Source organism: Rhodococcus sp. 1R11, assembly GCF_004563845.1.
In the GTDB taxonomy this organism is placed as follows: Bacteria; Actinomycetota; Actinomycetes; order Mycobacteriales; family Mycobacteriaceae; genus Rhodococcoides.
Map to the genome: position 1 here is coordinate 1 of NZ_SPNG01000022.1, position 23,146 is coordinate 23,146.

Sequence of the window (23,146 nt, forward strand, 5' to 3'; positions counted from 1 at the left end):
CAGGGCGCAAGAAGAGCATCGATGTTCCCGAATTGCTTGTCTTGGCAGCAGCACTCGGCGTATCACCGGCCCAACTTCTGTACCCAGACCTGCCCAAAGGCCCGGTCGAAATCCTTCCTGGGCTTGAGCAAGAATCGCACGACGCTCTTCGATGGTTCAGCGGCGAAGCAGGTCTCATGAAGCCGTCGCCAGACTGGACCGAAACCGACACCGAAGAGTCGGTCGGGATGTGGGTACGTGAGCAGTTCGACCCTCGAAACGACCGTGTCGGCATCACACGCGAATGGCTCCAGTCGCTACAGACGATGCGGCGCGCGCGAGTTCAACTGCGCAACGGTTTGTCGAAGAGCGAATCAGCAGAGCACATCGAAACCATGCAAATGGCCTACGAGGATGCACGCAGGCGGTCGGAGGACCTCTTTCACAAGATGACCGAACTAGGAATGGCGGTCGGAGACGAACTAGATGGCTAGGGACCCCTTCAGACTTGGCGAGTGGGGCCGAATCTCGACCACGACATCGGGTGGCGTCAGCGTGGCGCGCGTTCGCATCAGAGATCAGGACGGCAAGCGACGGCTGGTCGAAGCTCGTGGAAAAACCGCAGCCGAAGCGCGGCGCAAGCTGCAGGAAAAAATTGTCAACCGCGAACCACCACATCCTTCTCAGCGTGCTGAACTGAGCAAGACGTCCACGATGTCGGAGCTGTTCACCTATTGGATAGCTCAGAAGACGAAAACTGTTTCGCCGCAGACAATAACGGGCTACAGGCAAGCATGGAACGCCTACTGCGCGGCAGCTGTAGGCGAGATCTTCATCCGTGAAATGACGGCAGGGAAGGTCGACTCTTTGATCAATTCGATCGGAGAGAGGACCATGAGTGGCGCTCGGATGTCGCGGATCGTGATGTCCGGCATGCTCGGTATCGCCGTACGGTTCGACTTACTCAGCCACAATCCAGTTCGCGATACGCCGAGACCGACCCCAAAGAAGTCCGCAGTCCGCGCGCTGACTTCCGACGAGCTCGACGAATTGCGCGCACGCGTGCAGAACTACTCTCGCCACCAGACCGTCGACGAACATGGGGTCGTACGGCCGAAGCTCGGACAGCGACCCGGTGCCGATCTCGAGGACATTCTTATGCTCCTGATCGCCACAGGTGCTCGCATCGGTGAGCTCTTGGCTTTGAAGTGGGACCAAGTCGATCTGGACTCGCCGATCCCGACCGTCACATTCAGCGCAACTCTTGTTGTTCCGCGAGCGGCCGGCGAACGCCTGTTCCGTCAGAACTTCCGAAAGGGTGATGCACCTCCGCTTACCGTGGTGCTCCCGCCGTTCGCAGTCAGAGCACTCCGACGTAGGCGCGCTATGCCAACGTTTCAGAACCCGGAGAACGCGCTGTTCGTGACGGGCACCGGCAATTGGGTGTCGCCGGCAAACGTCCGGAGATCGTGGCGAGCTGCACGCGGCGACGACTTCGACTGGGTAACCCCTCACACCCTTAGAAAGACCGTAGCCACTCTGGTTAAAGAGACTTACGGGGTCGAAGCAGCTCAGATTCAGCTGGGACACGCCAACACGAGGGTCACCGAGGCGCACTACATCCAGCGAGTGACCTTGGCCCCAGACATGAGCGACGCGCTGAACAAGTTTGCGCCCAAGGCTTAGGCCTCCGCATGCATCAAGGTCCGGCTGAGCCCGTCGCGCGGACAGTTGGGCCTGGCCCCATCATCGGCAATTCTGGCCAGATCTCGGCAGGCGGGACCGATCGCGCTCGCCGCAACCTGGAACCGATCCATCCTTGAACTTTCGAGACCGTAAACGGACCGCAGGCGCGAAGACGACCTCCATGGGTCGCGCGAACCTCCTAGTAGGGGCGGAGCGAGCAACTCATCACTTTGCCCTCAAAGTGATGAGTAAGTGATGAGTTGGGGCAAAACCCCGTCACAGCAAAACACCCCGCCTCCAGCTTTACGCTGGTGACGGGGTGTTTCGGCGTGCGCCATCAGGGATTCGAACCCCGGACCCGCTGATTAAGAGTCAGCTGCTCTAACCAACTGAGCTAATGGCGCCGATCCGCACCGCGTGTTCTCTGCGGTGCGGGAGAAACATTAACAGCAGATGCGGCCAGATGTGAAATCGGCTGGTCAAGGCACCTGTTGTGTCAGTTGAAGATCCTGCGAACCACGAGAACTGCTACCACTGCGCCGACTCCGAGCAGAGTGAACTTCACGGCCGGCTCGTTGAGCTTGGCCACCACCGTCTGCTTGGTGTTGGCGACGATGTTCTTGGGGCTGGCACGGACGCTCAGCTCGTCCAGCGTGCTGGCCAGCTGATTGCGAGCGGCCTCGATCTCGCGCTCGATTCGGTCGGTGTCCTTGGCCACGTGTCCTCCAACTTGTCTGCAAATAGTCTTGGTCGTACTCGAGCCTAGAGCACGGCGGTATTTCGATACTCTCGTGCGGTGACCGAATACAGCAAGCTCGAGCCGGGCGACACCGCTCCGGCGTTCACCCTGCCCGATGCCGACGGCAACGACGTCTCTCTCGCCGACTACGCAGGCAAGAAGGTGATCGTGTACTTCTACCCCGCCGCGAGCACGCCGGGCTGCACCAAGCAGGCCTGCGACTTCCGCGACAGCCTCGCCGAGCTCAACGGTGAAGGCCTCGAAGTCATCGGCATCTCCCCGGACAAGCCGGCCAAGCTCGCCAAGTTCCGCGACAAGGAAGAGCTGACGTTCCCACTGCTCGCCGACGAGGAGAAAACGACCCTGCAGGCGTGGGGCGCGTTCGGGGAGAAAAAGAACTACGGGAAGGTCTACGAGGGCGTCATTCGCTCGACGTTCCTGGTGGACGAGGAAGGCAAGATCGAGGTGGCTCAGTACAACGTTCGCGCCACCGGCCACGTCGCCAAATTGCGCCGCGATCTATCGGTCTGATCACTAGCTCTGCGATGTGGCCAGTCGGTGCAGGAACAATGCTTCGGCGACGGCCATCTTCTCGATTTCCGTCGGGTCCACGCTCTCGTTGGGGGCGTGGATCCGGCATCGGGGTTCTTCGACGCCCATGAGCACGATCTCGGCGTCCGGCAACGCCTCCGCCAGCGCGTTGCACAACGGAATGGACCCGCCCTGCCCCGCCGTCCCCATGGGGCGTCCGAATGCCTCTTCCAAGGCACCTGACAGCGCTGCGTAGGCCGGGCCGTCCGTTCTGGCCCGGAACGGCGAACCGATCGCTTCTCGCTCGACGGTGATGCGTGCATTCCACGGCGTGCGTGCCTCCAGGTGCGCCACCAACGCGTCCTGAGCTTGCTGCGGATCCATGCCTGGCGGAACTCGCAAATTGAGCCGTGCCGAGGCACGAGGGGAGATTGCGGCGGCCGAGCCCACGACGGGCGGGCAGTCGATTCCGAGAACGGTCAGAGCCGGGCGCGCCCATACCGCGTCGGCCACGGTGCCCGAACCCGCCAGTGCGACTCCGTCGAGCACCCCGGCGTCGGATCTGAACTGCTCGGCGTCGTACGGCACGCCATCCCAAGTCTGCGCACCGTCGAGACCGTCGACGGTGGTGTCACCGTGCTCGTTGCGCAGTGTCGCCAGCACCTGGATCAGCGCGCTGAGCGCACCGGGTGCCGGTCCCCCGTACATTCCGGAATGTACTTCTCCGGCAAGCGTTTCCACATGTACGACGACGTTGGCTATCCCACGAAGAGTGGTGGTGACCGTCGGCAGACCCACCGCAGTGTTGCCGGTGTCCCCGATCACCACGACATCGGCAGCGAACAACTCGGGCCGCTCGTCGACGAGTGCTTCGAGCCCGCCCGTGCCCATCTCCTCCGAACCCTCGCAGACGATCCGCACGCCGACGTCGAGCGACTCCCCCACCGCGCGCAGCGCCAGCAGATGCATCAAGATGTTGCCCTTACAGTCGGCCGCACCTCGGCCGTACCACCGACCGTCACGCTCGGTCAGCTCGAAAGGCTCACTGTCCCAATAGCTTCTGTCGCCGGGAGGCTGGACGTCGTAGTGCGAATACAACAGGACGGTCGGCGCTCCCGCCGGTGCCGGCCGAGAACCGACGACAGCCAGTGAGCCGTCGCTGGTCTCGATCAACTGCACGTCGGGGATTCCGGCGTCGACGAATGCCCGCTGCACCCACTGCGCTGCACCGACGCATTCCTCCACCGGGAACTGCCGAGGATCGTGCACAGATCGAAACCGGACCAGTTCTGCCAGCTCCGATTTCGCGCGAGGCATCGACTCCGCGATCGCGGATCGAATGTCAGCGGGGCGTACATCGGTCGGCATGGTTCCTCCAGACGAGAAATGACAGACGGGCTCTCGCCAGTCTGTCATTTGCTCGCACCTACCGAAGCGACACGTCAGCCTCCGGCCAATTCCTGCGCGATCCACTCACCTGTGTGCTGCCAGTGCCGATCCCAGGCTTCCCGCTCGAGTTGCTCCTGGGACTTGCCCGGCTCGGGAACGACGGTGGGCACAGTCAACTGCGGCGGATCCACGGTGGCCGCAGCGGGCTTCGGGGTACCTGCAGGCGAAACGTCCTGCGGCACCCAGGGCTGCGGCGCCCCCTGTTGCGGAGCCCCTTGCTGTGTAGTCCACTGCTGTGTCGTACCGGTCGGCGAGGTGGTCGTCGGCTCGACGGCCGAACCCGCCGTGGGCGGTAGCGTCTTCGGCACGGCGTCGGCCGGCAGTACAGGCGCAATCGGCGCAACGGTCATCGGATCGACGTAGCGTGTCGCGCCGGCCAAATCGGCACCGCTGTCGAGTTGGTCGGCGCTCTGCCCGGCGGTGCTGTCCCCGTCACTCGGCAGCGTCGCCGCGACGGCGACACCGGCCGAGGCCACGCCGGCGAGCAGCACGGCAGCGAAGATCAGCTTGCGGCCGCCGGTCACTGAACTCGACCTGCCCGTTGCTGCCACCGGAGCCGTGAGCACCACCGAAGGGACCGTCTCCGGCACTGCGGCCTCGTCGGACTCGTCGACTGTCTTCGTATCCACGAGGACCTGATCCTCGGCCGAAACCGATGCGAGCCAGGCCGCTCCGCAGGCAGCGACACGATCTGCGGCACCCACTCGCACGACGGGCACACCCAGACCGAGGGAGAGAATGTCGATCAAGTCCCGGTTACTCGACCTGTCTCCGAACAGCGCCACGGCCTGTGGCTTCTTGCCGGATTCGTCGACCACTTCCCACACCAGCGGAATTGTGCTGCCGATTCGTTCGGGGGACATCGAGTCCAAGGCAGCATTTTTGGCGGGCGTGAGCGTGGCATCGGCTGCGTCGGCGAGAGAGATGGATACGCCGTGTTCGCCCATGTAGTAGAGCAGCACCGTGCTCGCGTCGGCGAGGTCCTTCGTACGGGCCAACCAGGACAGGAACGATTGGGATGCCGAAACGAACACCGTCGACTCGTCGGTCACTGCCCCGGCGAGTTCGGCGCGCTCGGACTCGGACCGATGCACGACGGCGACGGCGTCAACCGACACGTTCAGCGTTGCTGCCTCGGCACGCATATCCGAGATCGCGCGCAGTAGAATCGCGGTCACGTCGGGGTCGAGTGGGGTGGTGGAGTGCGCGAGCACCTCCCCCGAGGTCGGCTCGAGCAAGACCGTCTGCATCGAGCCGGATTCGATCGCTGTACCGATTGTTGCCACTTCAGTCTCCCTGTGCTCGGGGTGAGGCTCCCGACCATGACCGTCGCCCCGCGGACACGAACGACGACCACCCTGCACGGAAATTGATTCGTTACCTCTAACCATACCGATTGCCCGTTTGCCTGGCTGATATCAGCCTTGGGGATTGTCACAAACCGACGGCCCGATGGCTGTCGCCGCATACAGCGCTCCCCTACAACAGCGATCGAATTCGGAGTGGGCGATGCGACCCGCACGACAGAAGTGGATACAGTGCACCCGCGACGGATAGCCTGACCGGGTGGATTCCTCTGCTCGTGCCCAGTCCTCGCGCCGTCTCGACGCCGCGCTCGAGTCGACGGCGCAGACTCAGGAGCTGATGCCGAGGCGCCGACCCACGCAGGAACGCAGCCAACGTAAATTCGACGCGTTGCTCCAGGCGTCGCGTGAACTGCTCAGCGACGTGGGCTTCGAATCGTTCACGTGTGAAGAAGTCGCGTCACGGGCGGAGCTGCCGATCGGCACTCTGTACCAGTTCTTCGCCAATAAGTACGTCATCGTCTGCGAACTCAATCGCCAGGACCTGGTGGGCGTGCAACAGGAATTGGCAGAATTCGACGGCGAGGTGCCGTCCCTGGACTGGGTACGGTTCCTGAACAATTTCGTCGACCACATGGCCGGGATGTGGATGACGGACCCGTCGCGCCGCGAGGTATGGCTCGCGATGCAGTCGACACCGTCCACCCGCGCCACCGGGGTCATTCACGAGCGCGAGTTCGCCGATCAGGTCTCACGCATGCTCGGACCGTTGACGCCGCGCACACCGCGGCACCGTCGCAATCTGATGGCCCAGGTGTTGGTGCACATCGTCTACTCGATGCTGAACTTCTCGGTGCAGGACGGCCAGAGCCACGAAGATGCGGTGGCCGAACTCAAGCGAATCATGATGGCGTATCTGCTCGTCGCAGAGAAGGAGAGCAGGCGCTCCGGCGGGTCGGTCAACACCGACGACGCCTGACCCACCCGCTTCACCCATACGAAAGGCCCGCCCGATCTCGTGGATCGGACGGGCCTTTGTCGTCGTTCAGCGTGGAGTCACTCCTCCAGGATCGCCACCGCGGCGGCGATATCGCCGTCGTGTGTCAGCGACAGGTGAATCTTGACCGTCGGCAGAAACTCCTGTGCCATTCCGTGCAGCTTGATGGACGGTCGGCCCCACGCATCGTTGACGACCTCGATCAACGGATACGGATTGTCGCCGATCTGCGGCGGCCGTGCGAAACGTGATGTCGCCCAGGCTTTCAGAACTGCTTCCTTGGCGGCCCACCGTGCTGCGTAGTGCCGCGTCGGGTCGGAGCTCTTGGTCGCCGCGTGCCGACGTTCACCCGCGGTGAAGCTGTCGCGAATCATCGTCGTGCCGACCTTTTCCATCTGCTCGGCGAAGTCGGACACCGTCACCAGGTCGAAACCCACTCCCAAGATTGCCATCAGATGGCACCCGGCAGACCGGAGGAGTAGACGTCGTCCTCGCCGAGGCGAGCGGACTCGTTGAGCAACACGTTGGCCTCCAGTTCGCGTGACGCCTTGGCCGGCGTCCCGTCATGTCCCAGTCGTCGATCGTCGGGCCGCTCGTAGAGGGAGTCGCCACCCACCATCGCGGAGATCAGCCTGCGCTGACCGGCGATACGACGCTCGTTCGCCTTCGCGATGTACTCCGCACGCCGCTCGGCCGGAACAGCCTCGAGGAATGCTTGCGGGTGCACCAACGCGATGAGTCCGGACACGTGCCCGAAGCCGAGCGAGGTGAGCAGACCCGCCTTCAGCGGAACCGAGTCACCGAAGCGCAGCGGCTCACGAGCCCACACCAGGTGCTCGAAACCGGTCATCTTGTCGTCGACGCAGTCGAGGCTGCGGTTCGGCGGGATGACACCGTTGGCCAGCACCTGGCACAGGCCGATGAGCTGCCAGGCAGCCGCTCCACCCTTCGAGTGCCCGGTGAGGGACTTCTGCGAGACGACGAACAGCGGAGCGCCGTCCGATCGGCCGATGGCCTTGGCCAGGCGGGTGTGCAACTCGGCCTCGTTGGGGTCGTTGGCTGCGGTCGAGGTGTCGTGCTTGGAGATCACGGCCACGTCGTCTGCACTGACGCCGAGTGCGTTGAGCGAGAGCGCAAGTGCCGAATCCCTGCCGCCGCGACCGGCACTGAGTGCGCCCAGTCCCGGAGCCGGGATCGACGTGTGCACTCCGTCGCCGTACGACTGTGCGTAGGCCACCACTCCGAGGACGGGCAGGCCCATCTCGAGTGCCAGATCGCCGCGAGCGAGCAGAATCGTTCCGCCGCCGTGCGATTCGACGAACCCTCCACGCCTGCGGTCGTTGGCCCGAGAGAAGCGTCGATCGCTGATTCCCTTGGCGGACATCGCTGCCGAGTCCGCCGTGGCCGACATGTCGCCGAAGCCGATGATGCCTTCGGTGCTCAGGTCGTCGAATCCGCCGGCGACCACGAGCTGCGCCTTGCCCAGCTTGATCTTGTCGACGCCCTCCTCGACCGAGACGGCAGCGGTTGCGCAGGCGGCGACTGGGTGAACCATCGCGCCGTAGCTACCGATGTACGACTGAACCACGTGTGCAGCAACGACGTTCGGCAGAGCCTCCTGCAGGATGTCGTTCGCACGAGCATCGCCGAGCAGGGTGTCGATGTACAGCGAGCGCATCGACTCCATGCCGCCCATGCCGGTGCCCTGAGTGTTGGCGACCAACGTCGGGTGCACCCAGCGCATCAGTTCCGACGGGTTGAAGCCCGAGGAGATGAAGGCGTCGACCGTGGTGACGATGTTCCACAGGGCAACACGATCCACCGAACTCGCCATGTCGGGCGAGATGCCCCACTTGGTGGGATCGAATCCGGTCGGAATCTGACCACCCACGGTACGGGTGAGCTTCATCTTGCGCGGAACGCGAATCTCGGTGCCCGCCTTGCGAGTGACCTGCCAGTCGCTCGAATCGGGAACCGGTGTGATCAGCGTGTGCTCGGGATCGGCAGCCGCGAACGACCGTGCGTCGATCTCGGTTCCGACGACGAACGTCAGGTCGTTGTCGAGGAAGATCGAGGTCATCAGCGGAGCGGTGTTACCGACCATTGCGCCGTCGTCGCCGTACGTGCGGATACCGCACTTCTCGACCACGATGTCGTGGTACTTGTCGGCGATGTCCTCCTCGGGAACGAGGTCACCGGACTCGATGTCGTACCAGCCCGGCTTGGGATCGTTCTCCCAGGCGATCAGGCCGGTGTTCCACGCGAGTTCGAGAACACCTGCGGCAGAGAGCTGCTCGTCGACCTCCATCTCGAAGCGAGTGCGCGCCGAACCGTAGGGTCCGAGCTCACCTGCACCGACGATGACAATCAGGTCCTTCGGATCGACATCGAGGGCGGGCCACGCCGGGGCAGTGGTCGGGGCGAGACGCGGAGGTGCAGGCAGCGCGGCGATGACCGAACTGTCCACGGCCTCTTCGGTCTTCTCGGCCGCAGCAGCGGCCGCGTCGCGAGCAAGCTCGACGAGGTTGAGCTTGGTGTTGGCCAAGCCGCCCGTCAGATCGGCGACGATGGGCTCCTGAGCAGCCCGACGACGTGCGTCGAGGGTGCTCAGCCGCAGCAGCTCGGTCGCCATCTCCTCGGTCGACCAGGTGCGGACACCTTCGGCTTCGACCGCCTCGACGATGGGATCGTTGCCGCCCATCAAGCCGGTTCCGCGCACCCACCCGATGTGAGCGTGCGCGATCGACACCCGCTCGGCCCAGTTCTTCTCCGAGCCCCACTTCGCGACGACTGCATCGAGCGCGGCCTTCGACTCACCGTAGGCACCGTCGCCACCGAACATTCCACGGTTCGGCGATCCGGGGAGAACCACGTGCAGATGAGTGTCGATGTCATTGTCGTAGCCGACCTTCGACAGTCCGGTGATCAGACGCTCGACCGACCAGAGCAGCACACGCATTTCCATCTCGGCGCGAGCTCCGGCGTCGGACATCTCGCCCATGACCCGAGGTGCGGCGAACGGGAACAGCATCGTCGGAGTGGCAGCTGCCTTGACCAATGTCTTTGCGCCACCGGCAGTGTCGATGTAGTCGCTGCCGATCCACTCGATGAGGGCATCGACGTCGGTGTACGACGCGATGTTGGCCGGAACCACCCACAGCGACGCTCCGTTGCGAGCATTGTCGCGGTACAGCGAGCGGTAGAAGCCCAGGCGCTCGTCGTCGAGCCTCGAGGTGGTGACGAAGACCGTCGCACCGCCGGCCAACAGCTGAGCGGTCACGGCCGCGGCGATGGATCCCTTGCTGCCGCCGGTGACGACTGCGACGTCGTCGGCCCACTGGCCCTTGTCCTCGGATGCGATCGCGATGTCCGCGATGCGTCCGAAGGTCTCGGCGAGCACGGTCTTGTTCTCGTAGTCGGCCTTGGCCTTCCACCACTGTGCTTGAGCTGCAACGGCATTGCCTGCACCAGCGAAGGACTCGACGGCGACATCGCCTGCGGTACCGAGCCACAACCGAGCCAGATCTTCACGGGCAGTTGCCCACCGGTCGTCGATCAGCACGGCGCGCTTGGCGTCGAACGCGGGAGCGACCAGGCGAGGCCAGTCGGAGCCGAGCTCGGCCGAAACCAGCTCCACCAGAGCAGCATCGGGGTTCTCGGCCAGCAGTGCGTTGGGCGCGTCCGCCAGGCCGAGCTGCTCGAGCACCAACCGGGCGGCGGAGGCGAGAACGCCGTCGCGGCCGGTGATGTGCTCGGTGAACTCACCGAGCGCAGCGGCGTCGACGGTTCCACCGGCTCCACCGCCTGCCTGCGGCATGGACACTGCGATTCCACGACGAGCGGCAACCGAAGCAACCGCGGCGTCGATGACGTTGTCGACGGCAGTGCCGTCGGCGAGTGCGCCGTCGGCCAGGCCACCGAGTGCGCCACCACGAACCGAGGCACCATCACGGGTACCGAGAGCGACCTCGGCGGTGACGTGGTGCGCCCAGCCGTCGCCCAGTTCCCAGGTCTTCTTGACGCGGTCGGCGATCGAGGCCGGGCGTCGTCCCGAGGGGCCGAAGACCTTGCGGAGGTGATCGTTGATGGAGTCGCTGAGCACCGGACCGAACGGCTTGTAGGTACGAGCCAGCTTGTTGACCGTGCCCGAGAGCGCGCCCATGTCGGCATCGGCTGCACCGTCGATGGCACCGAGCGAAAGCTCGGAACCGAGGTCGACGAGCAGCTGGTTACGACGCGAGGACACGCCGTCGCACAGGGCCTCGATGGTGTCGGCGGGCCCGATCTGATCGAGTTGCAGCTTGGTCCACAGTCCGATGAGGATCTTCGTCGCGTCGGCGGCGACGAAGGCGATGTCGTCGGGGCGCGGTCCGCCCGACGGTGCAGCGGCCGGAGCGGGTGCTGCAGCCGGAGCGGCCGCGGCTGCGGGAGCAGCGGTCTCGGGAGCCGGAGTTGCCTCGTCCTCGTCGGCCGGAGCCGGGTCGGTGTCGGTGCCGTAGACGATCGCGGCTTCACGTTCGAGGTTGAGTACCTCGACCGGGTGGCCGAAGCGGCCCGGCAGCTTGAGAGTCTGCGACGCGAGGTTGGCCACGGTCGGCGTTGCACCGAGACCGATCTCGACGAAGCGCTCGACGCCCATGCCGCCGTCGGACTCGTCCGCGAAGAGCAGGTCCTGAGTTTCGATCCACCGGACCGGGCTGGCGAACTGCCATGCCAGTAGCTCGGTCAGGATCACGCGGCACAGATCGCTCGGCCGTGCGGCCCACGAATCGAACTCTGCGAGAACGGTGTTCAGCGGCTCGGACGGCACCAGATCGGCGATCTCCTGGACGAACTCGCGGTCGAGCGAGAACGGCTTGGGCACCAGGTTCGGGATGTAGCGCCCCACCAGGATCGCCGGATCCAGCTGCTCGGGCAGCAGGGTCTGCAGGCGGCTACGGAAGTCGTCGACTCCCCCGCGCAGCACGGTCGAGTGGAACGGCACGTCGATGCCCGGAACCATGATGTAGGCGGCCTTGCCGCCGAACTCTGCCCGGCGGATGGCGATCTTCTTCTCGAGCTCACCGAGGCCGGCAACGGTGCCTGCGATGGCGTACTGCGAGCCACGCAAGTTGAGGTTGACGATCTCGAGGAACTCACCGGACTCTGCTGCGACACCGGCGACGAAGCCCTGCACGTCCTCGTCGGCCAGGCCGATCTGAGACGGGCGGATGGCTGCCATGCGGTAGTCGCTTCGGCCGTTCTCGTCACGGGGAACGAGTGCGTGCATGGCCGAGCCACGCTGGAAGACGACCTCGAGGACGGCTTCGAGCGGAAGCACACCGGCGACGGCGGCGAGTGCGTTGTACTCACCCACCGAGTGGCCGGCGAGAATCGAATTGTCCACGAACGCACCGGATTCACGCAGCTCGGCAACCTGTGCGACACCGAGAACGGCCATCGCGACCTGGGTGAACTGCGTCAGGTGCAGCACACCGTCGGGATGCTTGTGCGTGACCCCGCGGGCCTTGAGCGACGTCGGATTGTCGCGCACGACAGCGAGAATCGAGAAGCCGAGCGCGCTGCGCGTGTGCTTGTCGGCACGCTCCCAGATCTCACGCGCGGCCTTGGAGCGAGCGCGTGCGTCCAGTCCCATACCCGGGCGCTGGATGCCCTGGCCGGGGAACGCGTAGACGGTCTTCGGCGCGGCGGTGCGTGCGGTGGCGACCATGACCAGTTCGCCGCCGACTCGGCAGGACACCTCGACCAGTTCGGCACCCTGATCGAATCCGGTGCGGTCGACGCGAACGTCGATCTCCGCTCCGGGGCGGACCATCCCGAGGAAACGAGCGGTCCAGGCAGTGAGACGACGCGGAGGAGTCTTGGTGTCCTCGTGATCGACCGCCGTGACGGTCTGCTGCGCCGCAGCCGAGAGCCACATGCCGTGCACGATCGGACTACCGAGGCCGGCGAGCAATGCCGCGGCATCCGAGGTGTGAATCGGGTTGTGATCGCCCGAGACCTGCGCGAATGCGGCCATGTTGCGCGGGGCCACGATGGTGGCCTGGCGACGGCGACGACGCGGGGTGTCCTTGGCGTCGGCGCTCAGCGAACCGCCGGCGCGAGCCGGATCCACCAACTCGCCCTTGCCGGTGCGTCCACGAATGGCGAAGCGCTCCACCAGGGTTGCGACGGCCGGGGCGTCGAGACCCTCACCGAGCATGGCACCGATCTCGACGGTGACCTCGACGACTCGACCGAGGTCGGTATCGAGCACCTCTCCTGCTGCGGCCTTGACCACGAGAATCGAAGTGTCGGTGGGCAATTCACCGACGAGGTTGACGCTGTGATCGAGGTGCACCAGGTCGAGCATGCCCTCGATGACGTCGATGCCCTCACCTGGAGTGGAGCCTGCGGAATGACCCGTCTGGCCAGTGCGCGTGGCACCCAGGACGGCGAAGACCGCGGGCCAGCAGGCACCGACGAGAACGTCGGGAACGGCCTTGCCGCTGACGGTCAGTGTGTCGGGCAGTCCGGATCCGGTTACGCCGGCGTGGTCGGCGATCAGATCGGGGATCCACGCGATGTTGAGCCGCGCAACGCCGCCCTTGACGGCCGGAAGCTCCTGGCCGGCAGCAACTCCGAGCAGTGCCGACATGGCCTGCTGTGCATCTTCTGCGGTGACGACCGGAGCGCCGCCGTCGATGGTGGAGGCAGGCACCGTCAAACGGATGCGTACTTCCTTACCCGGAGCGAGCGGGACCAGCAGTTCGACGTGCTCGGAGTCGAGCACGGTCAACGAGGAGCCGGTCTGTGGGTGCGTCGCGACGGTGTCGGACTCGACGGTCCAGTCGGCCGGATCGCCCAGGCGTGCGACGGGGTTCTGCGTCATACGCGAGGCCCAGGTGACGTCGGGTGCTGCCAGCACGATGCCCAGCAGTCCGGGCGCGATCTCGGCGTGGCGACGGCTGGCGATGGCCGCCGGTTCGACACCCTCGGCGAGAAGCTGGTCCGCAGTGGCTTTCTCGAATCGGTTCAGCAGTTCGCCGACCGGCTCGTCCACGCGGGTGATACCTGCAACGGCAACGGTTCCGGGGATGATGCAGACCTGATCGGCCGAGTAACGGGCATCGTGTGCCTGCCACAGCGAGTCGCTGCGCCACCAGCGGCGCACGTCACCGTCGACGACGGGAACGAAGTTGACCGGCTTTCCGGGCATGCGGCAGAGCGAGGTGAAGAAGGTGATGTCGGCCGGGTGCAGAACTACGTCTGCGGCGTCGGGGAACTGAGCTAGCAGCGACTTCAGTGCTGCGCGGGGACGTTCGAGCACCTCGGCGTCGGCGAACAGCGTGGGGATGGGTCCGCGATCGACCGGGTGCAGACGTGCCTCGGCGCGCTGCAGCATTTCGAGGAAGCGGGTGCGCCAGGTGACATCGAGCCACACCGACTCACGGGCCTCGGTCACGGCATCGGTGATGTCGCCACCGCAGTCGAATTCGCTGCGTGAGTCCGTTCCGATGGCCAGATCCAGGTAGCGGCTCAGCCACTGCTGGTAGGTCATCTCGGCGACGTCACCGAAGAACGGCTTTGCGGTGCCGTCCAGTGCGGCGATGATCTCGTCGCGGCGCTCGGCCACGGCGTCGGCGTTGCCGGCGACCTCGTCGAGCAGTCGGCCGCAACGCGATGCCGCGTTGTCGATTTCGTGGATGTCGGCACCGAGCTGGCTACGGCCCGAAGCCATTCCGCCGTTGGCGGTTCCGGCCCCGACCCAGTCGGGAGTTCCCGGTGTGTCGACGAGAAGCTGCTTGACCTCGGGAGCCGTCGTGGCTTCGAGGGTGGCCATTGCAGCGGTACCGACGAGGATTCCGTCGAGCGGCATCTTGGGGTAGCCGTACACGGCCGACCAGGTGCCCGTGAGGTACTCCGCTGCGCGCTCGGGGGTGCCGATACCGCCGCCGACGCAGATCACCAGGTTGGGGCGCGAGCGGAGCTCGGCGTAGGTGGTCAGCAGCAGGTCGTCGAGGTCTTCCCACGAGTGGTGCCCGCCTGCGCGACCACCCTCGATATGGACGTTGACCTGGTAGGACGGAACCTCGTTCGCGATGCGGATCACTGCGCGAATCTGCGCGACGGTACCCGGCTTGAAGGAGACGTAGCTGATGCCGGCCTCGGAGAGCTCCTCGATGAGAGCCACTGCCTCGTCCAGTTCGGGGATGCCTGCTGTGACGACGACGCCGTCGATGGCCGCACCCGCTGCACGGGCCCGCTGCACGATGCGACGACCGCCGAGCTGCAGCTTCCACAGGTACGGGTCGAGGAAGAGCGAGTTGAACTGGATGGCACGGCCGGGCTCGAGCAACGTGGAAAGCTCGGCGACGCGGTCGGTGAAGATGTCTTCGGTGACCTGTCCGCCACCGGCGAGCTCCGCCCAGTGGCCTGCGTTGGCTGCGGCCGCAACGATCTTCGCGTCGACCGTCGTCGGCGTCATGCCGGCGAGCAGGATCGGCGAACGTCCGGTCATCTTGGTGAAGGACGTCTCGACGACGACGCGGCCGTCGGGCAGCGTCACGGGCTTGGGCGCGAATGCCGACCATGCCGGCTGCACCTCGGGAGCGGCACCGGGAGTGAGCAGATTGCGGTGGCCGCCGCGCGAGGATGCCGCGATGATGCCGACGCCCTGTCCACGCAGCGCCGGGGTGGTCATGCGGGTGAGCAGGTCGCCGGGTCCGAGGTCGAGGATCCAGTCCGCGCCGGCCTCGACGACACCGTCGATGGCGTCGACCCAGTCCACGGAATCGACGAGGATCTTCTGCGCCAGATCGCGGGCCAGGGCGGCATCGAGACCGCAACGCTGCGCCCAGGCGTCGACGAGCTCCACTGCGTCGGTCAATGCGGGGTGATGGAAGCCGATCTCGACCGGGAGCTGCTCGAAGACGGGTGCGAACACCGCGCCGCCGCGCTTCTTGGCATCGCGCTCACGTTCTTCCCGAGCCGCGATCTGCTCGCACTTCTCCTGTACGCGAGCCAACTGAGCCGGCGGCCCGGACAGCACGACGCGGCGACGACCGTTGCGGATGGCCAGAGCGGCGGAGCGCTCGGGTGCTCCCGGTAGCGCGAGCTCGTCGACTATTGCCTGCAGACGTTCGGGTTCGACGTTGCCGACCGAGACCATCGGCGCACGATCACCGGCACCGATGATGCCGCGGCGACGTCCGACGAGTCCGGCAGCAGCACCGACCAACTGCGCAATGGCCAGAAAATTGGCGTCCTGTGCGCCGTCCGCGGCGACGGACTCGGCGGCGATGAGGCCCTGCGAGTGTCCGACCACCTTGACCGGCGGGGTCTGGGCAGGGTCGAGGCCCTGCAGCTTCAGCGCACGCAACGCGGCGACCTGAGTGAGGAAGACGCCCGGCAGAGATACCGCAGCCGAGGTCAGTGCCGCTTCGGAGGGCCCGTAGGAGCCGGCGGTGTCGTCGTCGGCGAGGTCCTGCTCGAGCATCCAACCGATCGGGTCGAAGCCGACCGAGCGGACGACCAGCAGCTCGTCGGACACGGGCGCGAGCACTGCTGCTGCCTCGTTGACGAGATCGGTCAGTTCGGGCTCGAGTGCGGAATCGCGCGCGAGCTCTTCGAGCGAACTCAGCCAGGGCGCACCCTGACCACCGAACGCGAGGGCGTACGGCTCGCCCGCGGCGAATCGATCTGCCAGAGTCCGAGAGCCGCCACTGCTTCTAGGGGCTTTGCCTGCGTTGCCTGTGCTTCGCGAGCCGCGTCCGTGTGATGGTGTGCTCTCGTTGATCGTCAAGGCTGAAGATTCCTCTCGTGGACGTCTCGGGGGGTCGAGGCGTTCGCTGTGATGACTGCCGTGGTGCGTCGTGGGCAACAGGGCAAAGCGTGAGCCTGTCTTCGTCGACAGGTCTCCTTCGCGCTGCTCCAGATTGACACAAAATCATGAGGAAATCCTCAGGTTTGCTCGGACGTCCGAGTGCTACCAGCGAGTACGCCCGAGCAAGCGCCTTTACTTTCTGTTTACCCAACTCGTGAGTAACCCGTATCGAGCCTGGCGGGAGACTCGGCAGCGACGGCAAAACATGAGGGAACCCTCGCATTTTTCGTTATCTTTTTGTGATGTGATCTCGAGCACTCCACGAGCGTCCGGTGACCTGTCGGTGGGGTCGTCTAGCTTTCTCCTACGAACCGCATCCGATAGGGCGGTCGACGAACTCCGGGGGGAATTCATGTATTCATCGGTTACGGACACTTGCACGACCGGCGAGCTCGAAGCAATGCTGTTGCACATCGAATTGATTGCCTCGCAATCGAATTCGCCGCACTGGACACCGGGGTGGCGCGACGAATCCGAGGCGGCGCTGCTCGACGCCATCTTCTCCGCGCGCGCTCCTTACGGAGGACCGACCAGTGGGGTGCGAGCGGCCATCGGACGGTGGCGGTCACACCGCGGCGATAACCGACTCGACGACTTGACAACCCTTGCAGAACTGACTTCGGATCCGGATCGGCTCGTGCAGATCCTGTCCAACCGTCAGCTCGTTCCAGGAAACAGCCGAACCAAAGCGGCGGCAGCCGCCGTGGCAGCGCAGACGCTGATCACGTCGGGGTTGACCGGTTCGGCCGACTTCATGGCGCACACCGCGGAACAGTTCGACGCGTTCCGCGCCATTCCAGGCCTCGGCGAGACCACCTGGGAGTGCATGCTCATGCATCTCGGCGTACGCACCGACAAGGCGACCGCACATCTGACCGCGTTCGTCGCCGACGCTCTCGAACCACTCCATCGAGACCTCGCCGCCGACATCGCCGAGGATCGCTCCCCCGCGATTCTCGACGCCGCAGCGGACGCACTCCACATCGATCTCGCCTCGCTCGAGCACGCGCTCTGGCGCTACCAGCACAAGCTGCGCAGACCGACGCAGCGTCACTCCGAGGCTGCGCTCCGATCGGCGGGCTGAACCTGCGAGATCATCACCTCGATGCCATCGAGGATGCACTCCACACCGAAACGATAGGCATGCACGGGGTCGCTGGCGGCGTCGTACGACGTCGCCGCGGCCGTCCCGATGCGGGACGACACCGGAAAACGCTCCCGCGTCATCACCCGCTCGATGACGGGTGCAGTAGCTGCCCACCACTGAGCGTCGGACATTCCCGACTGCTTCTTCACCCGATCGACCGCAGCCGAGGCCCTCGCGGTCCCCGAGACGTGAGTGAGAACCAGTGTCAACACCGAATCGATCTCGACGTCACCGAGCCCGGTACCGACGAGGGTTCGCAGCTCTGCCTCGTACTTGTCGTTGGTGTGCGGACCGAGCACCGGACGCGCACCGATGGCGTCGAGCAGCCACGAATGTCGTTGATAGAGTTCCCAATTGCGCTCGGCAACAAAACGCAACGCGGACCGCCACCCACCGGGGACCGATGCCGGCTCGTCGACGTGGGTGTACAAATTTGCCAGAGACCGATCGATCATCAGGTCCGTCAACTCTTGACGCCCCGGCACGTGGGTATACAGCGACATCGCACCGACCCCGAGATGCTCGGCCACATTGCGCATCGACACCGACTCCAACCCGTTCGCATCGGCCATCTCGATTGCCGCGTCGACGATCGCGTCGACGCTCAGGCCGGTTCGGCTCGGTTTCGCGTCGACCCGCCACAGCAGTTCGAGGATGCGCGCCGGATCGAACGAGTTCTCCTTCTTCACCACCCGGCGAGCCTAATCGGACGTCGACGTGGCTCGAAGAACCGCGTCGCACGCACAGCAGCATCGGTTGTAGACTTCATCGGCACGCGCGAGTGGCGGAATTGGCAGACGCGCTGGATTTAGGTTCCAGTGTCTCAGGACGTGGGGGTTCAAGTCCCCCCTCGCGCACAACGGTTGTTCAACCGGCTTTTCTCGAGACTCCCAGGTCTGCAGGTTCCGACGTGTGAAGGTGGCTCGTATGTCCAGCGATCCCGACGACGACGCGATCTTCGCCCACATTTCCGACGAACGTCGCTCCCTCGCACGCACTCTCGATACCTTCACGCCCGAACAGTGGGACACCCCATCGCTGTGCGACGCCTGGACGGTCCGCGACGTCGCCGCCCATCTCGTGGTGCCCCTGATCGTCCCGCTGTGGCAGTTCGGACTCGCCATGGTGCGCACTCGGGGCAACTTCGATCGCGCCAATCAACTGATGACCCAGCGAGTGAAGCGCAAGCACGGCGACGAATTACCCGCGCTCCTGACAGCTCACGCAGACAAGAAGTTCACCCCGCCGGGCCACGGTCCGCTGGCCCCGTTGTCCGACGTCATCGTGCACGGACTGGACGTGTGCAGGCCGCTCGGTATCGAGCACCACGTCCCCGAGCACCGCATGACCACGCTTCTCGACTTCCTGGTGCCGGAAAGCGGTGCGGCACCGTTCAAGGGGCCCGAGCTTCGACTGCAGTGGCGCGCAACCGATCTGGACTGGAGTAGGGGCGAGGGGCCCGTCGTCGAGGGATCGGCGGGCACCCTGGCGTTGGTGCTGACGGGGCGCAGTAGCGCTCTCGCCGACATCACCGGTCCCGGTGCCGAGAAACTTGCCGAAGCACGGGCAAACCGTCGTCGGTCGTGAGTCGAACCCGGCCCGTCCATGGTGAGAATCACCGGCCGGCCACCCGACGTGACTACCTTCGGTAGTAGTTGCTCCGGTACCGTCGAGTGGTGACCTCATCCCGCCCGAAGCGTCGGCCCGCGCTCATTGCGCTGGTGATCGTGTCCGCGGCGGTGTGTCTCGGTCTCGGCTGGTGGCAGTGGGAACGCTTCGAGGCGGTCGGCGGCAACGGTCAGAACCTCGGCTACGCGTTCCAGTGGCCATTGTTCGCGGGGTTCGTCGTCTACGCCTACCGAAAGTTCGTCCGCCTCGAAGACGAGGACCAGGACGAGCCCGACGCCGGGCAGCCCGACGGGCCCACCGAGGTCCCTCTCGATCTCCTCCCCCAGCGCCGCGCGGCAGACCCGGACTTCGCCGATCTGGACGACCCCGAGGCCAGACAACTTCTCGAGTACAACAGCTACCTCGCGGAGCTGAACGAATCCCGCGGGACCGACAGGAGCACCACGTGAGTTCGGCACCGGACAAGACCAAGGCGTCCACCAACAAGACTCGGAAGATCGCGTCGGCGCTGCTGCGCTATCGCGTGCTCGCCTACGTCACCGGTATCTGGTTGCTCGTCCTGGTGACAGAGATGGTCGCGAAGTACATTTTCAAGGTCGAGAATGTGCCCAATTGGATTGCGGTAGTGCACGGTTGGGTTTACCTCGTCTACCTGATCCTGACGATCGACCTTGCCATCAAGGTGCGGTGGCCGGCCGGCCGGACCATCGGCACCTTGCTGGCCGGCACTGTTCCGTTCCTGTCGTTCTACGTCGAACACAAGCGCACCAAGCAGGTCAAGGCCGACTTCGGCGTCTGACGTCAACAAGTGATCGGCGGCGCGTTCTCCGGATCCAGCGCGTTCTCCACCAGCCGCTGAGCCAGCGGATCGTACGAGATTCCTGTGTGCTCGACGACATTGCCGGGGCATACGTCCTGCAGCACCACGTTCGTATTCCCCGCTCCGGTGAGGAGCGACGCCGTGTACGGAACGACAACCTGGTCGTATCGGGTCACGATCGTCGTGTAATCGATCCCGGCGACTGTGTCGCTGCCCTCGTTCAACCGCTCGAGCACGTCGTCCTGCACCGGCGGACCGGCAGTCGGATAGTTCGGCGGAGACAGCGCCACTATCCGCGAGACGGTGTGATCACCGCCGAGGAAGCGGGCGTAGTAGCGCGGCACCGTCCCGCCCTTCGAGTGGCCCACGATCGACACCTTCTGCGCACCCGTCGCCGCGAGCACGGAATCGACGAACGTGGACAATTCCGCGGCACTCTCGGGAATCGTTCCCAGAGCTCCCAACGCAGGCACCGTCCCGGTGTTGCCGTAGTCGAGTGCGAACACGCAGTATCCGGCATCGACCAGAGCCGGAGACAGCGAGGACCAGTTCGCGTAGGAGTTCTCCAAAAAACCGTGCACCAAGATGACCGGTTCGGGATGTCGAGCGCCGGGAACGCACGAGTAATCGTTCGCGCCCGACGGCGTCGCACCTGGATGGGCCACCGAGTAGACCAAGGCCTCGGCGAACGATCCCGCGACCGGCGCTGCCGAAGCGGGGATGCCAACCGAACACAGGGCAGCGGCAGCGAGCACGACCGTGGTTCTCGTCAACACTGCCCGCGCCGCCACGACTATCGCCCCGTCAACGCTTCGAGAGCAGGAACCAGCTTGCGCAGCGCGCGGCCGCGATGAGAGGCCGCGTCCTTCTCGTCCGGGCTCAACTGCGCGGCACTGCGGCCGTCCCCCTCCGGCACGAAGATCGGATCGTAACCGAATCCGTTGTCCCCCAGCGGCTCTCGCGCTACAACGCCGCGCCACTCGCCGCGAACGACGGTCTCGGCTCCGCCCGGGACCACCAACGCACACGCCGACACGAAAGCCGCCCCACGCCGTTCGTCGGGGGTATCACTCAGCTGCGCGAGAACCAGCGCTGTGTTGGCCTCGTCCTGCCCGTGAGTTCCGGACCAGCGCGCAGACAGCACCCCGGGCATCGCGTTCAACGCGTCGATTTCGATTCCGGAATCATCGGCGACGCAGGGCAATCCGGTTGCCGCCGCACCGTCGCGCGCTTTGGCCGCCGCGTTGTCCTCGAACGTCGCTCCGGTTTCGGGTGCCTCCGGAAACGGCGGCACCTCGTCGAGACCGACCAACTCGATACCGACCAAACCGGCGGCGTCGAGTACCCGTCGCAGTTCTCGCAGCTTCTTGGCGTTACGACTGGCTACCAGCAGCTTGGTGTCAAGCACCGAACTTCTTCTTCGTTTCTGCGGTGGCCGGCTCGGGCAGATCCCCCGGGTACGGCAACGCCAGCGCCTCCCTCTGCACCTCGAACAGCTTGTCGATGCCGACGAACGCAGAATCGAGGAGCTTGTCGAGGGTGGTGCGCGGGAAGGTCGCGCCCTCGCCGGTTCCCTGGATCTCCACCAGAGTGCCGGTGTCGGTCGCGACGACGTTCATGTCGACCTCGGCTCGCGAATCCTCTTCGTACGGAAGGTCGAGACGCACCCGGCCGTCGACGACGCCGACACTGACCGCGGCGATCATGCACGAGATCGGCTGCGGGTCGGCAAGGCGTCCGGCTGCTCGAAGGTAGGTGACGGCGTCGCTGAGAGCCACGAACGCCCCGGTCACGGCGGCGGTACGGGTGCCACCGTCGGCCTGCAACACATCGCAGTCGAGGGCAATCGTGTTCTCGCCGATCGCTGCCAGATCGATGCAGGCGCGCAATGAGCGCCCGACCAGTCGGGAGATCTCCTGAGTGCGTCCGCCGACCTTGCCCTTGACGGACTCGCGTCCGTTACGCGTGTGGGTGGCAGCGGGAAGCATCGCGTACTCGGCGGTGAGCCAGCCGAGACCGGATCCCTTCCGCCAACGCGGTACGCCCTCCTCGACGCTGGCCGTGCACATCACCCTGGTGTTGCCGAATTCGACCAGCACCGACCCTGCCGGGTGAGTGGTGAATCCGCGGGTGATCTTGATGGTGCGGAGCTCGTCGTCCGCTCTGCCGTCTTCTCGTCTGGACACGACTCGAAGCCTAGCGCGTCGTCATACGGTGAAGGCGTCCCCTGGCTCGACGGCATGCACCGGTCCGCTGAACTCCGCTTTCGCCTCGGCAATGACGTCCTCACGGGAGGTCCACGGCGGAATGTGCGTCAGTAGCAGCTCCCCCACTCCGGCTTCCCGAGCGATGCGCCCTGCCTCGATACCGGACAGGTGGACGCCCTCGGGCCGATCCGGGCTGTCGGTCCACGACGCCTCGCAGAGAAAGACATCGGCACCGTGAGCCAGATCCTGCACCGCCTGGCACATGCCTGTGTCGCCGCTGTACGCAAAGATCTTTCCGCCGCCGGTGGTAACCCGCATGCCGTACGACTCCGGCGGATGAAACACCTGCCGGGTCAGAATCGACAGCGCTCCGAATTCGACGGTTCGGCCGTCCACCCAGCGGCGTAGATCGATGGTGTCGGACATGTCGTCGATCTGACCGCCGCACTCGGCCGATGCCACCCCGAGCCGAAACGCAGTGTCCTTCGGTCCGTAGACGATCGCGCGCCCCTCCGGCGGGTTCGGGTGGTAGCGACGCCACACGAGCAGACCGGGAACGTCGAGGCAGTGATCGGCGTGCAGATGCGAGAGCAGAACGCTCACGTCACCCGGATCGACATAACGTTGCAAAGCCCCGAGAACGCCGGGCCCGAAGTCGAGAACGACCGGCGCGGTCTCCTCTTCTTCCAGGAGGTAACCCGACGCGGGTGAATCGGGTCCGGACACACTGCCCGAACATCCCAGGACGGTAATTCGCATGCAAGCCATGCTGCCACGCCGAGCGCGTCACTCG

General features: G+C 65.3%; 18 protein-coding genes and 2 tRNA genes. 9 read left to right on the forward strand and 11 right to left on the reverse strand.

Translation table 11 applies throughout. From position 1 onward, the window contains the following. Together E4P29_RS25165 and E4P29_RS25170 are read left to right on the forward strand one after the other, a co-directional pair. Window positions 1–473, forward strand: a 473-nt coding sequence (locus tag E4P29_RS25165) for an XRE family transcriptional regulator (protein ID WP_135047903.1), incomplete at its 5' end; no start/stop codon positions are given. Window positions 474–534: 61 nt separating this feature from the next. Continuing rightward, a complete protein-coding gene (locus E4P29_RS25170; protein WP_167735613.1) occupies window positions 535–1,665 on the forward strand; it encodes a site-specific integrase in 1,131 nt (376 codons plus the stop codon). Window positions 1,666–1,995: 330 nt separating this feature from the next. Here the strand turns inward: E4P29_RS25170 and E4P29_RS25175 are convergent. Both E4P29_RS25175 and E4P29_RS25180 read right to left on the reverse strand, forming a co-directional pair. Further along, window positions 1,996–2,069: transfer RNA gene (locus E4P29_RS25175), tRNA-Lys, on the reverse strand. Window positions 2,070–2,161: 92 nt separating this feature from the next. Next, complete coding sequence (locus E4P29_RS25180) at window positions 2,162–2,383, reverse strand: DUF3618 domain-containing protein (protein ID WP_027497653.1); 222 nt, start codon at window positions 2,381–2,383, stop codon at window positions 2,162–2,164. A gap of 78 nt (window positions 2,384–2,461) precedes the next feature. Here E4P29_RS25180 and bcp point away from each other — a divergent pair, with 78 nt between their 5' ends. Further along, window positions 2,462–2,935: a thioredoxin-dependent thiol peroxidase gene (gene bcp, locus E4P29_RS25185; RefSeq protein ID WP_135047907.1), complete on the forward strand. Its 474-nt coding sequence runs from the start codon at window positions 2,462–2,464 to the stop codon at window positions 2,933–2,935. A 3-nt stretch (window positions 2,936–2,938) separates the two neighbouring features. Here the strand turns inward: bcp and E4P29_RS25190 are convergent, their stop codons facing one another. Beyond that, window positions 2,939–4,303 (reverse strand): dipeptidase, encoded by a 1,365-nt coding sequence (locus E4P29_RS25190; RefSeq protein WP_135047909.1) that lies wholly within the window; start codon window positions 4,301–4,303, stop codon window positions 2,939–2,941. A 74-nt stretch (window positions 4,304–4,377) separates the two neighbouring features. Continuing rightward, window positions 4,378–5,670 (reverse strand): hypothetical protein, encoded by a 1,293-nt coding sequence (locus E4P29_RS25195; RefSeq protein WP_135047911.1) that lies wholly within the window; start codon window positions 5,668–5,670, stop codon window positions 4,378–4,380. Between the two features lie 280 nt (window positions 5,671–5,950). On the opposite strand from E4P29_RS25195, the gene E4P29_RS25200 reads away from it, so the two are divergent. Further along, window positions 5,951–6,667: a TetR/AcrR family transcriptional regulator gene (locus tag E4P29_RS25200; RefSeq protein ID WP_167735614.1), complete on the forward strand. Its 717-nt coding sequence runs from the start codon at window positions 5,951–5,953 to the stop codon at window positions 6,665–6,667. 77 nt (window positions 6,668–6,744) lie between these two features. Here the strand turns inward: E4P29_RS25200 and E4P29_RS25205 are convergent, their stop codons facing one another. Continuing rightward, entirely contained in the window at window positions 6,745–7,137 is a 393-nt protein-coding gene (locus tag E4P29_RS25205) for a holo-ACP synthase (protein WP_008715184.1), read from the reverse strand. Continuing rightward, entirely contained in the window at window positions 7,137–16,469 is a 9,333-nt protein-coding gene (locus tag E4P29_RS25210; RefSeq protein ID WP_135047913.1) for a type I polyketide synthase, read from the reverse strand. The genes E4P29_RS25205 and E4P29_RS25210 overlap by 1 nt, the downstream gene beginning before the upstream one ends. 433 nt (window positions 16,470–16,902) lie before the next feature. Between E4P29_RS25210 and E4P29_RS25215 the strand changes: the two genes are divergently transcribed. Then, a complete protein-coding gene (locus E4P29_RS25215) occupies window positions 16,903–17,634 on the forward strand; it encodes a hypothetical protein (RefSeq protein WP_135047915.1) in 732 nt (243 codons plus the stop codon). On the opposite strand, the gene E4P29_RS25220 is transcribed toward E4P29_RS25215, so the two are convergent. Beyond that, complete coding sequence (locus E4P29_RS25220; protein WP_135047917.1) at window positions 17,601–18,389, reverse strand: TetR/AcrR family transcriptional regulator; 789 nt, start codon at window positions 18,387–18,389, stop codon at window positions 17,601–17,603. The two genes, E4P29_RS25215 and E4P29_RS25220, sit on opposite strands and share 34 nt — an antisense overlap. An 83-nt stretch (window positions 18,390–18,472) precedes the next feature. Between E4P29_RS25220 and E4P29_RS25225 the strand changes: the two genes are divergently transcribed. From E4P29_RS25225 to E4P29_RS25240, 4 genes are all read left to right on the forward strand, one after another. Beyond that, window positions 18,473–18,554 (forward strand) — tRNA-Leu (locus E4P29_RS25225). Window positions 18,555–18,624: 70 nt separating this feature from the next. Next, window positions 18,625–19,284 carry a maleylpyruvate isomerase family mycothiol-dependent enzyme gene (locus E4P29_RS25230; protein WP_135047919.1) on the forward strand — a complete coding sequence of 220 codons (660 nt, stop codon included), beginning with the start codon at window positions 18,625–18,627 and terminating at the stop codon, window positions 19,282–19,284. 89 nt (window positions 19,285–19,373) lie between these two features. Next, window positions 19,374–19,775 (forward strand): transcriptional regulator, encoded by a 402-nt coding sequence (locus tag E4P29_RS25235; RefSeq protein WP_167735615.1) that lies wholly within the window; start codon window positions 19,374–19,376, stop codon window positions 19,773–19,775. Then, a complete protein-coding gene (locus E4P29_RS25240) occupies window positions 19,772–20,125 on the forward strand; it encodes a DUF3817 domain-containing protein (RefSeq protein ID WP_027497662.1) in 354 nt (117 codons plus the stop codon). Before E4P29_RS25235 ends, E4P29_RS25240 begins: the two co-directional genes overlap by 4 nt. Before the next feature lie 2 nt (window positions 20,126–20,127). On the opposite strand, the gene E4P29_RS25245 is transcribed toward E4P29_RS25240, so the two are convergent. Genes E4P29_RS25245 through E4P29_RS25260 form a run of 4 tightly spaced genes read right to left on the reverse strand, consistent with a single transcriptional unit; the run spans window position 20,128 to window position 23,112 of the window. After that, window positions 20,128–20,937, reverse strand: coding sequence for an alpha/beta fold hydrolase (locus tag E4P29_RS25245; RefSeq protein WP_135047921.1), 810 nt, complete (start codon window positions 20,935–20,937; stop codon window positions 20,128–20,130). Between the two features lie 2 nt (window positions 20,938–20,939). Further along, a complete protein-coding gene (rdgB, locus tag E4P29_RS25250; RefSeq protein WP_135047923.1) occupies window positions 20,940–21,554 on the reverse strand; it encodes an RdgB/HAM1 family non-canonical purine NTP pyrophosphatase in 615 nt (204 codons plus the stop codon). Continuing rightward, window positions 21,547–22,332, reverse strand: coding sequence for a ribonuclease PH (rph, locus tag E4P29_RS25255; RefSeq protein WP_027497665.1), 786 nt, complete (start codon window positions 22,330–22,332; stop codon window positions 21,547–21,549). The genes rdgB and rph overlap by 8 nt, the downstream gene beginning before the upstream one ends. Before the next feature lie 21 nt (window positions 22,333–22,353). Beyond that, entirely contained in the window at window positions 22,354–23,112 is a 759-nt protein-coding gene (locus E4P29_RS25260) for a cyclic nucleotide-degrading phosphodiesterase (RefSeq protein WP_209205516.1), read from the reverse strand. Window positions 23,113–23,146 lie beyond the last annotated feature (34 nt).

Excerpts from the sequence above, each read along its gene's own strand:
- E4P29_RS25260 (WP_209205516.1), bottom strand. The coding sequence starts at position 23,112 with ATGCGAATTACCGTCCTGGGATGTTCGGGCAGTGTGTCCGGACCCGAT.
- E4P29_RS25230 (WP_135047919.1), top strand. The coding sequence starts at position 18,625 with ATGTCCAGCGATCCCGACGACGACGCGATCTTCGCCCACATTTCCGAC.
- E4P29_RS25215 (WP_135047915.1), top strand. The coding sequence starts at position 16,903 with ATGTATTCATCGGTTACGGACACTTGCACGACCGGCGAGCTCGAAGCA.
- E4P29_RS25205 (WP_008715184.1), bottom strand. The coding sequence starts at position 7,137 with ATGGCAATCTTGGGAGTGGGTTTCGACCTGGTGACGGTGTCCGACTTC.
- E4P29_RS25190 (WP_135047909.1), bottom strand. The coding sequence starts at position 4,303 with ATGCCGACCGATGTACGCCCCGCTGACATTCGATCCGCGATCGCGGAG.